This window comes from Alistipes sp. An116, from assembly GCF_002161005.1.
GTDB classification, from domain to species: Bacteria; Bacteroidota; Bacteroidia; order Bacteroidales; family Rikenellaceae; genus Alistipes; species Alistipes megaguti.
The window spans coordinates 1-9,750 of the sequence record NZ_NFLR01000035.1; the positions used below are offsets into that span (position 1 = coordinate 1).

General features: G+C 46.5%; 11 protein-coding genes and 2 pseudogenes. 4 read left to right on the forward strand and 9 right to left on the reverse strand.

Features of this window, described 5'->3' with window-relative positions:
• Window positions 1-114: 114 nt before the first annotated feature.
• Window positions 115-300 (forward strand): annotated as a pseudogene (locus B5E60_RS13230) (tyrosine-type recombinase/integrase); the annotation flags it as partial.
• A 75-nt stretch (window positions 301-375) separates the two neighbouring features.
• Here the strand turns inward: B5E60_RS13230 and B5E60_RS13875 are convergent.
• From B5E60_RS13875 to B5E60_RS13270, 9 genes and pseudogenes are all read right to left on the reverse strand, one after another.
• Window positions 376-837: a hypothetical protein gene (locus tag B5E60_RS13875; RefSeq protein WP_143260777.1), complete on the reverse strand. Its 462-nt coding sequence runs from the start codon at window positions 835-837 to the stop codon at window positions 376-378.
• 54 nt (window positions 838-891) lie between these two features.
• Window positions 892-1,476 carry an MBL fold metallo-hydrolase gene (locus B5E60_RS13235; protein WP_143260778.1) on the reverse strand — a complete coding sequence of 195 codons (585 nt, stop codon included), beginning with the start codon at window positions 1,474-1,476 and terminating at the stop codon, window positions 892-894.
• Window positions 1,477-1,503: 27 nt separating this feature from the next.
• Window positions 1,504-2,445, reverse strand: a complete 942-nt coding sequence (locus B5E60_RS13240; RefSeq protein WP_087312389.1) for a HipA domain-containing protein — start codon at window positions 2,443-2,445, stop codon at window positions 1,504-1,506.
• Between the two features lie 3 nt (window positions 2,446-2,448).
• Window positions 2,449-2,778, reverse strand: coding sequence for a HipA N-terminal domain-containing protein (locus B5E60_RS13245; protein WP_087312399.1), 330 nt, complete (start codon window positions 2,776-2,778; stop codon window positions 2,449-2,451).
• Window positions 2,778-2,993, reverse strand: a complete 216-nt coding sequence (locus tag B5E60_RS13250) for a helix-turn-helix transcriptional regulator (RefSeq protein ID WP_044054011.1) — start codon at window positions 2,991-2,993, stop codon at window positions 2,778-2,780. The genes B5E60_RS13245 and B5E60_RS13250 overlap by 1 nt, the downstream gene beginning before the upstream one ends.
• Window positions 2,994-3,370: 377 nt before the next feature.
• A pseudogene (locus B5E60_RS13255) lies at window positions 3,371-3,662 on the reverse strand (helix-turn-helix domain-containing protein).
• 67 nt (window positions 3,663-3,729) lie between these two features.
• Window positions 3,730-4,041 (reverse strand): helix-turn-helix domain-containing protein, encoded by a 312-nt coding sequence (locus tag B5E60_RS13260; protein WP_087312391.1) that lies wholly within the window; start codon window positions 4,039-4,041, stop codon window positions 3,730-3,732.
• Complete coding sequence (locus B5E60_RS13265; protein WP_087312393.1) at window positions 4,032-4,370, reverse strand: DUF3408 domain-containing protein; 339 nt, start codon at window positions 4,368-4,370, stop codon at window positions 4,032-4,034. Before B5E60_RS13265 ends, B5E60_RS13260 begins: the two co-directional genes overlap by 10 nt.
• Before the next feature lie 1,334 nt (window positions 4,371-5,704).
• Window positions 5,705-6,463, reverse strand: a complete 759-nt coding sequence (locus B5E60_RS13270) for a TetR/AcrR family transcriptional regulator (protein ID WP_446698006.1) — start codon at window positions 6,461-6,463, stop codon at window positions 5,705-5,707.
• 183 nt (window positions 6,464-6,646) lie between these two features.
• On the opposite strand from B5E60_RS13270, the gene B5E60_RS13985 reads away from it, so the two are divergent.
• The 3 genes from B5E60_RS13985 (at window position 6,647) to B5E60_RS13280 (ending at window position 9,630) form a co-directional block, all read left to right on the forward strand.
• Entirely contained in the window at window positions 6,647-7,267 is a 621-nt protein-coding gene (locus tag B5E60_RS13985; protein WP_162611647.1) for a hypothetical protein, read from the forward strand.
• On the forward strand, window positions 7,203-8,078 hold the full coding sequence (locus tag B5E60_RS13275) for a S41 family peptidase (protein WP_162611648.1): 876 nt from the start codon (window positions 7,203-7,205) through the stop codon (window positions 8,076-8,078). The genes B5E60_RS13985 and B5E60_RS13275 overlap by 65 nt, the downstream gene beginning before the upstream one ends.
• Window positions 8,079-8,178: 100 nt before the next feature.
• Window positions 8,179-9,630 (forward strand): S41 family peptidase, encoded by a 1,452-nt coding sequence (locus B5E60_RS13280; RefSeq protein WP_162611649.1) that lies wholly within the window; start codon window positions 8,179-8,181, stop codon window positions 9,628-9,630.
• The last annotated feature ends 120 nt before the right edge of the window (window positions 9,631-9,750 follow it).

Consider the following 9,750-nt stretch of genomic DNA (forward strand, 5'->3'; position numbering starts at 1 on the left):
TTGTCTCGCTATAATATGCGGTTGGCTGCTTCCTAAAAAATGGAAAATCTTCTCATTCCAAACCGGTTACGTTCTCGTTGCCGCTTGTTGCGAAATGCCGTTCCGGCATGTTTTTCACATGTTGCCAGGCACTCGTATGCAACCTCTGTCTGCCTGACCAATGGCGTCAGTCTGGAGAATGTGGCCAAGATGCTGGGCTATTCCAACATCAAGATGACGCAGCACTATGCCCGGGTTCTCGACAGCTCCATCCTCCGGGACATGATGCAGGTGGAGAGAGCCATCTCCAAGCTGGGATAGCGGAATGCGTCCTGCCAAATTCGCAAAACAGCCCGGAGATGCTTATCTCCGGGCTGTTCCTTAATACAGACATAATTAGTATGGGTATATCAACTGCATATAACCACTACCTCTATTTCCTGTTACCTCAAATAAGCACGAACCGGATCTCACTACATCGTCTATTACCCTCATTGAAGGATGACCATATGTATTGTGTATACCAAAAGATACAAAAAATGATTTCTGATTCTTATTGATATTAAGAATATCTACATTAAAATTCTTTAATGCACCATGATGTGGAATTTGAATTGTTCCGATTCGATCAATTATCGGGTTAAGTGCATTTTTCAAATCAGCTAATAGAGGCCCTTGATTAACATCATTATCTCCAAAATACAAACAACCTTCATGTTCCAAAGAAGGATGGCAACAAAACTCACAACAGAAACGCGGACGCATACAATATTGATATTGACGCATTATGTTGTATTCGTTGGTTAATCCTCCTGAATAGACGATAAGAGACGTTTTGTTAGCTCCATCTGGAATCACTTTTTTATAGGCTTTCTTAATTTTATCTTGATAGTCCCAAATTTTACTCCAATCCTATGTGAAAATATCTACAAGCACACCTTGTCCTGCTAATTCAGCCTTTAACTTTTCAAGCCGAACTTTTTGATCATAATTAAATGGGATATAACACCAATCAATAGTCTTCCTCAATAATTTTGTACCACTCTCGATAATCTTGCTTTTACCTTCAGTTAGATCAATAACCGAATCGTTGAATTCCCTTCTGGCATCAATATTTGGCTTTACCCTATATACATGGGATGCTATTTCTTCAAGTGAATCATAAAATGCTATGAAATTTTGATTTTCAATACAATAGAACCAATAATCATTCTTCTCTACAAGGGAAACAACTATATTTCTAATTTCTTTCACCCTTTTTTTTAACTCACGAATTCCGTTAATGTGATCATTGTCAAAATGGGAAACGAATAAAATGTCCACTACATCATTTGATGTAAAGACTGATGCAATCTCCTGTATCAATCTTTTGGGTGCGTTTTTATTTGTTCCAGATCCACAATCATAAACAACATTATATATTTGATCCTTAGAACATATTCTTTCTGTATAAAATGCGCCTTGTCCAATAGGATGAATAATTCTTGTAACCTCCATAATGCAAGATATTTATATTTCCATCTACTATATCAGTTGGCTGATCCTGTTTCGGATGATCCCTTTGTATTCCTCTTTCATCTCTCGCGGAAGGAATGATCGATCCATATATGCGAACCAGACATCCTGTGACTTCCGAAACTTGTGTAAGATGTTTTCTATAACCTTGTCGCCCAGACCCGCAGTCTGCATGGAAGCGATAAAATCCTCTTTCCTGATTTTCCGCTTCTTGCCGTTGAGCGTCAACGCCAGCTCCTCGTTATCCTCCGGCATGACCAGCGCTGTGGAGAGCATGTCGTAGGCCGGAGTAAGCAGATGTTTGCCCGGCGTCTCGCTATAAAGCGAGAAGTTCTTCAGATGCATGTCGGCATTCCCCGTGATCCACGAAAACACGACCTGCTCCCAAAAGTTGACCTGATCCAGCAAGGGGGTTGCAGAGAATCTCCGGATGGCCTTGTCGATCTGTTCGTACGAACCTTTGTATTTGTGCTCGGTCAGACGCCCGGTCAACTGGCACATATCTTCCATGGGTAATTTCTCACCCTGGGAAGTGCGGTCTATACGGCGTGTGATATAGCACAGTTCGCCATCAGCAAAGCGAATCAGGCTGTGTGGCACGACCCTTATTCTGGCCAGTTCGGCCAAATGCATCGTTAAATCCTCCAACTCGGGCAAATGGGCGAATCGTTCGGTTGGTGGTTTCAGAATATACCGTCCCCACAGCCCGACAATCGTAAAACGGTCGACCTCGTTTCGTCCACCCTTGAGAATATCGAGCGACAATTTTGCCTGTACCCCCGTAAGTGTCGTCTGGCTACAAATTACCTGTCGGGCAAGATCTATCAAGTTTTCGCGCGTATAGGGCAGTTCGGGAGAACACGACGTCCCGAATATTTTTTTGGAACAACGCTTGTGGAAATCCTTTTCACCCGCGGTCAACTCCCCGTAACAATACAAACATACAGCCATCGATTACTCCTCCCTGGTGATTACAGGTTGAACTCCAACAGCTCCGATACAATCCTTACAGCAGGCCAAAAGCAAGGCCATGCGATCGCGGGCATCGATTTTCCAGTTCCTTTCGGCAATATCCAGCAACCAGCCCTCGGGAATCAACCCGTCAAAAAACGGAAACAGCACTTTATCCCGATAGGGACGGTCGCTCAACGGAAGGGTCAGACTCACAGCCTGCGCATCGGGTGCAGCCAAATAACCAGTATCATATACGAATGTATAACCGTTCTCGTCTTCAGTCAGGATGCCGGCCCGTCGATCCTGAAAAAATACAACAGCCTGTTTCATCATTCATCGGTTTTAGTCATCGGCACGGCTCCCACCTCATAGCCAAACAGATTCAGAATCTGGTTGACCTTGTCAAGACGAAGTGTCGGTTTGCCCTGCTCCAGTTCGCGGATAAAACGCAGTCCCACACCGGACTTCTCGGCAAGTTCCACCTGTGTCAGATGATATTGTCGGCGCATCGACTTGACCGAGTTTGATAGAGATGTCTGTTTCATGATTTATACCCCTTTGGGTACAAATATATCAAATATTTTTCATTTTGTACCCTTACGGGTATAAATTTATATTTAATCATCCCTATTATACCCGATAGGTGGCACATGACACTCCTTTTCATCCGGCAGCAAGGTAATGGGCCGGAGCGAAATGCCAACCTCATGCCCCGAGGGTTTCCCCCGGGAGAGGTCTCCGCAGATGGAGATGCTCCCCCGGGAAAAAGGTTGTCGTATTCGCTCCGGCCCGTTTGGGAAGATGCTACCGATGAAAAGGAGAAAAATTATGAACGGCTACATCTCGTGAGGGGGCGGTTGTTCGTGCTCTCTTTCCGTCTTCTGCCTGTTCCGTCTTGCAGCCTTGTTCTTCCCCTTGTCTATCAAAACTCGTTGCGATAACCCTCCTCCAGCATCCGTTCGATATCCGAGGAGCGGTAGAGGATCTTGCCGCCCAGCTTGATGTAGGGAATCCGTCCCTGATTGCGGTAATCCTGCAAACTCCGGCGGCTGATCTTCAGCCGCTGCGAAAGCTCCTCATCCGTATAAGCTCTCGCCGTCCAACGAAGACTTGCGCTTCGAAAACAACGTCTCCAACGCTTTGGAAAGACGCTCCAGTGCCTGAAAGTACGAGCGGATCCGCTCGTCATGCTCCGAAATCAATTCATTGCCCATTTTCCGTCTGTTTGATGCGAAATCCGGTCCGACACCACCCGAGGTGCCACGATCCGGATTCCGCCGTTTATACTCCGTTTCTGCGCTTCTGCTCGTGCCTGCGTCGTGCTTCCAACACCGCAAGGAACGACCGCACATCTTCTGCCCGGTAGTAGATCTTGTGGTTGATCTGCGTATAGGAGAGCGACCCGTTGCCGCGAAGCGTCTGCAACGTCCGTTTGGAGATATTCAGCAGCTGGCAGACCTGCTGGTTGTCCAGCCACGGCTCCGGTTCGCCGATACGGTGCGCATGGCAGAGCGCGTCCACCCGTCGGGCGAACTCCTCGAACCGCGCGAGCATCCGCTCGAAAGTCCGTGATTCTACATTGACTATTCCCATGGCAGTGTCGTTTTAAGATCCCGGGAAAGCGACTGGAGCCGATTGCGGCACCAGGCCGTGATTTCGTCGTCGAAGGTTGCGAAGTGGTGTTCCAATACCCTGTCCAGATAGCTGTACATCGAGATTTTGTCGTTGTCGAGGAGTCGCACGATTCGCTGAATCCGTTGGTGAAACTCCGGACGGACATAAATGGCCTTGCCGTGGAGAGCCGCGGTTTTGACCGGCAGCAGGAAGAGGCGCTCGTAGTTGGAGACTTTTCTCGATAAAGTCCCGGAGTCGAGGGGCGCCGTTCGACTGTCGCCCCGAAGTTCATTCTTTTGTTCTTGCATAATAGTTCGCTTTAAGGTTTCGGGAGCGAATATAGGGGCAACGAAGGAGTTTTCTCCACCTTCTGCGCTCTATGGCAGTGGTTGGCGTCGCTGTGGCACAGGTTGGCGTCGGTGAGAGTCCAATAGCATATTGGAAGACATTCCTTTGGCGTGCCAAAAAGAAAATCTGACATTCTGCTTTTGGGCGAACTGAAGAAGGAGATTGCCAGTCCGACAAGGGAGGTGGCGGCAACCCTAATACCTCTGCTCCCTCAATATAAAGTCTCCTACAGACACCAATAGATCAAGGAAACAAGAGATCCGTAACCCAAGGTGTCATGAACTCAGGGGAACAAGACATCAAGGGCTCTTGAGGCCAAGAGAACATGACGCCAGGAGATCAAGAAGCCAAGAGCTCACGAGTCCAAGAGCTCATGATTTCGGGGCATCAGGGGTTCTTGACTTCTTGAGATCAAGGTGCCAAGACTTCATTCCGTATTGATTTCCTGACATCACTATTTCATGATGGATTGAGTTCAAGATTTATTCATTCCGTTTTGGTGTAGTTTTGTTCCCAATATCGGCTTCGGGAACGGGTGGTTCGCCTCTTCAGATTGGCCGGCGAACAAGTGGGAACGGGACGTGATGTTCGACCCGTTTTTTTTTGGGGGGGGGAGGGAGCAGAAACATTACATGTTTTGACCCCGGCAAGCTGTGTTTTCAGTTACGCGAAATATTTTCCGTAACGCAAAACAACTTGCCCGCAAGGGGATGGAAAACTCCTCCGAAGTCGTCGTTTTTTACAGGGGCCACGGTGGCCAGACTCGAAATTTAAGCCATTGAAGGTTTTTCGAACACCTTTAGTAAAAACAACGCATACCATAGAGGGAAAAATTGCAATTTCAAAGAGGGAAAAGGACCGACCGTCCCAATTAGAACAGTTATTTTCGGCGATTGAGACCGCAAAATTCCGGACAATATTTGTGAAATTGGTGTATATTGAGGCCTCGATTCATCAAATTGAAGGCCGGTAATTCGATATTTTGCATCATAAAAAGAAGGCTAAAGCAGTGGTATTTGTCATCTACCCACACTCAATTCCGCAGAATTACAGTCAATCAGAACGGAGTTTTAGCGCGGATTTAGCCCCAGTTTTTTGCAGAAAAGAGCACTCGCAATGTACCAAATTGGAGCATAAAGCGCATGAACGGGGCGTCATTAGCAAGCAAGTCTACGTTTCAGTCGAGGCGTATTGGCTACGAGACAGGTAAAATTCAGATAAATTTCAATACACAAGAAGAATAAACAGAGAATGCAGGAGTGCGTTTCCGACATGGTCCTGAAGATATCCGTTTTCAGCAATCGAATTCATGGATATCAACCCCCAGGTATTGACAGGCCTTTTTCTGGCTGATTCCGTCTTTGAGCATGCGTTCGTAACATGCCCGCTTTTCGTTGTGGGCCTCAATCCGATCGAACAACATCTCAACCAAAGTATCCACCGCCTCCGAAAAGGCCGCTTCTCCTTCGGGCGTATCGAAATCGATCTTACAAAAAGGCGCCCGCTCCCTATGCAGAATCAGGTAATAAACTCCCGAAATCAGAAGGGCGATAATGCTCCTGATGTTGATATGAGCGGATTTGAACAGCAGGTCGTAATATTCGACCAGATTCATGTTCATCAGATCCCGAATCCGGGCCGTTCTCCGAGTCGTCTCATTGTCGGCCGACATCTCCCAAAGCAACAATTTCTGCATAACCGCATTATTGCATAGCTCCCGGTACAGCGTTTTCAGGGTTTTTGCAAAGAACACTTTAGGTCCCAAAGTGTTCAACTCAGACGTGTCTATCGTGTTGTTTATCCAAAAGTCATATCTTTGGGCCAGTTGGTCATAAAGATTGTCGATAGATCCATAACGCCGATAAAAGACAGGGGGTTCCAAACGGGCATTGGACATCAATTCCGTTACAAGCACGTTGCCGAAGCCCCACTGGGTGACCAGTTTTTCGAGTTCGGTCATTACCGCATTATCTATTTCTGCGTTCGTCCGTCTTACTCTTTTCTCCATTTCATAACATCTGATTGGGTAGTCATCATGGATGTCGGTAAACATTCCATCACAAATATATAATATTTATCTTAAATACATTTTGTGAAGCAATCTCTTCCATTCAACACAATAAAATTCACCGTAAAACAATTGATTTTAGATAATATTATTATATCTAAATTATTTTGTATATATTTGTCACGATCACATAATAATAACCTATTGGAATAACTTCCTCGTTATGATATGAAAAAATACATAGTTGTTTTTGTCCCCATATTTTTTCTTCTTACGTTTAATCACACCACTGCGTTTGGCAACGCAGCATACCAGAATCGGAACAGTCATGCACCCCTATGGGAAACTCGGGAACTAAAAATTAGTGGTAAAATTAGCATAACAGATATTGCAACACCTGCTACAGAGATACCCAAATTCCTCTCATTAGCGGGTCTGCCTCATCCTTGCAGCGATTCCGTTCCAGAATATATATCGGCCCAGGTCACACTCCGAAACAAAAGTTTATCCAAGGACTCTCTGTGCAGCGCCGATTTAATCTGGGTACTGCGTCCTTATCTGCAATGGTTGCAAAATATCGACCCCCATTTAAGGGCAGAACCACAACCTGTCCATTTCTCAGATGTCAAAAAAGCTGACAATATCTCTGTATTTGGCTTTTTATCACTCAACATCAATGATACACTTGTTGTGGAACGTTCAATCGATCCACTCTTCAGACAAGGCGATCGAATGCTGCGTATCAATAATGTTCCTACCTCACAATATCTGCAATATTGCTACGATGACAGATATATACCCGTTCACTCTTTTGACAAATTATCATTATGCAATTGTTACAGCCTTTGATTATAAAATCCAATTGGTTCGCAACGGCAATATGATGGAAATGAATACACCCGGTCTTCCATGGAAAGAAGTATATCTCAAATTGAATCAACAGTCTGAATTTCAAAGCCGGATCTTCCATGAGGCCCAAACGGGATATTTCCGCATCGGAGAGTTTTATCCAAATAACAACTTGATGATTAGAAAGTTGAGAACGGCCATTCAGCAGGCTCGGCGAGAAGGATGTATCTCTTTCATATTGGATTTGAGGGGTAATCTGGGCGGTAATGGGCATGCATTTGACAGACTGTTATCCATTTTCATCAATAAGCCCGCCATTCCCTATTTAAGGGGCAAACGATTGAAAGTTTCCCCGTGGAGCTTGCAAGATTATGATTTTCTAACCGCCGATATGCTCGGATCAGTCATTGAAGTCCCGTGTCAATATACCAATAAAACGGTATCTCTGAATCAACAATTATACATTCCAGGGATGCAATTCTACGTTTTGATGGACAAAGATACGAGTTCTATCGCAGCATCTTCCTGCAATATAATGCAATATAATGGAGCAGCCTTGTTAGTCGAAGAACCGTTACGACACAATGCTTTGAAATATGGAGAAACCGTAGGTGCCCGCTATGGAATTTCCGGATTGTATCTTACCGTATCGACCGTCGAATTTGACGAATATTCTGATGCCGTCGACGGGGTACTAATACCGGACATCGCCATCCCATACGTTGCGCGGGATTATCTCTCGGGACAGGATGCTATGTTGAATAAGCTACTGGAGATCATTCGAGAGCAAAACGAACAAAGCTTTAAATAATAGCAAATTGCACCATTCGACAGGAGAAGTCCGAAAATATTAGCGGGTTGTTACAGCCCATATGAGGGCTATAACAACCCTTACAATATATGAACCGATTATGAAGAAAAGAATCGCGCTATATCACCTTTTAGTTGCTCTTTTGCTGGTAGGTGCTGCCGCTTCATGTCCTGCTCAGAATGCAACTCAACCGCTAACAGCACTCGAAGCTAAACTGCAACTGCGCGAGAGCCGCATGGTTCCCGTTACAGGCCGCTCCATTACGGTCTTCGATGTGGCGACACCCCGATCGGAGATCGGACATCGGCTCTTCCGAATCCCGGAACATCCGGCATTCGATTCGCTGTTAACTCCAGATGTCACACAACACCTCCTTGACGAAATTAACCGTCGCTGCGAGACGCTCGGAAAGGATACATTGCTGACCTCCAATCTGATTTGGGTCTATCGGCCCTATTTCGACTGGCTATTTGCCGAAGATCCCCATTGCCGGATTGAACCCATGATTCCAGCCAGCGAGATGCGCGAAACTCGAAAACTTCGAGTCCCGGCCTTTGATCTTCTGCGGATTAACGATACGGTGATTGTCCACCACTCGCTCGATGCCGCCTTCCGACCGGGAGACCGCATCCTCGCCATCAACGGGATTCCGGTTGAGACACTCCAGCAATACACCTATCCCGATCGGTACGATACACCGGCCAACCTTCTGCGTCATTACCACTTCAGCAACGTGGTCGATTCGTTTGCATTCGACATCGAGCGCCAGGGCGAACGGCTCCGCCTGCAGACTTCTGGTGAGATTCAGCGCCGTGTCGTGCTGAAATTGCAACAGCAGCGGGCTTTGGCCCTCAAAATCTTTCCCGATGCGGCCAGTGCCTGTATCTCGATTCCCTCGTTCTACCCCAACAACAGTTGGTTGATCAAAGAGTTGTCCCGGCAGATCAAAAAATGTAAAGCCGAGGGCATTACCCATATCATACTCGATCTGAGAATGAATCCGGGCGGATACGGCGATCGGTTTGATGAACTGCTCTCCCTCTTCATAAATCGCCCTGCAATCGACTACCTGCGGGGAGCCCGGATTCGTTGTTCACGAGCGACAATACGGCTCTACGATTTTCTGTCCGGGGAGCAGATGGGGCAGAACGTGGCTTTGCCCGAAGGGGAGATCGTGCGCAGGGTTCCGTTGCAGCCGGAGCTCTTCGTGGATGGGATGAAATATTATGTGCTGATGAGCCGCAATACCGGATCCATTGCCGCGACCTTCTGCAACATACTCCAATACAACCAGGCCGCAACACTGGTCGGAGAGCCGCTCCTGCGCCATAATTTCCGGTACGGAGAGACCGTCCCGGGGCGGATACTGCTGCCAACCCTGCTCCGGGAGATGGGAATCTCCACGATCGAATACAACGAATATACACGCGCCGTCGACGGGGTGCTGATGCCGAATATCGCCATTCCGTACGTTGCGCGGGATTACCTCTCGGGACGGGATGCAATGCTTGACAAGTTATTGGAGATTATTCGAAAGCAAAATAATACTTGACATCACTAGTGTCCGGTAAAAAATCATGAAAGTTCTTTGAAAATATTGATGATTAGGAATTTACAGAGATAAAACGAGCGCAACGATTTGAATTTATCTTTGCCAGACTATCGTAGAATG

What these genes read in the sequence shown, in the direction of transcription:
- B5E60_RS13250 (WP_044054011.1), bottom strand. Translation starts at nt 2,993, where the DNA reads ATGAAACAGACATCTCTATCAAACTCGGTCAAGTCGATGCGCCGACAA.
- B5E60_RS13985 (WP_162611647.1), top strand. Translation starts at nt 6,647, where the DNA reads ATGAAAAAATACATAGTTGTTTTTGTCCCCATATTTTTTCTTCTTACG.
- B5E60_RS13265 (WP_087312393.1), bottom strand. Translation starts at nt 4,370, where the DNA reads ATGCAAGAACAAAAGAATGAACTTCGGGGCGACAGTCGAACGGCGCCC.
- B5E60_RS13270 (WP_446698006.1), bottom strand. Translation starts at nt 6,463, where the DNA reads ATGTTTACCGACATCCATGATGACTACCCAATCAGATGTTATGAAATG.
- B5E60_RS13240 (WP_087312389.1), bottom strand. Translation starts at nt 2,445, where the DNA reads ATGGCTGTATGTTTGTATTGTTACGGGGAGTTGACCGCGGGTGAAAAG.
- B5E60_RS13260 (WP_087312391.1), bottom strand. Translation starts at nt 4,041, where the DNA reads ATGGGAATAGTCAATGTAGAATCACGGACTTTCGAGCGGATGCTCGCG.
- B5E60_RS13235 (WP_143260778.1), bottom strand. Translation starts at nt 1,476, where the DNA reads ATGGAGGTTACAAGAATTATTCATCCTATTGGACAAGGCGCATTTTAT.
- B5E60_RS13280 (WP_162611649.1), top strand. Translation starts at nt 8,179, where the DNA reads ATGAAGAAAAGAATCGCGCTATATCACCTTTTAGTTGCTCTTTTGCTG.
- B5E60_RS13275 (WP_162611648.1), top strand. Translation starts at nt 7,203, where the DNA reads ATGACAGATATATACCCGTTCACTCTTTTGACAAATTATCATTATGCA.
- B5E60_RS13245 (WP_087312399.1), bottom strand. Translation starts at nt 2,778, where the DNA reads ATGAAACAGGCTGTTGTATTTTTTCAGGATCGACGGGCCGGCATCCTG.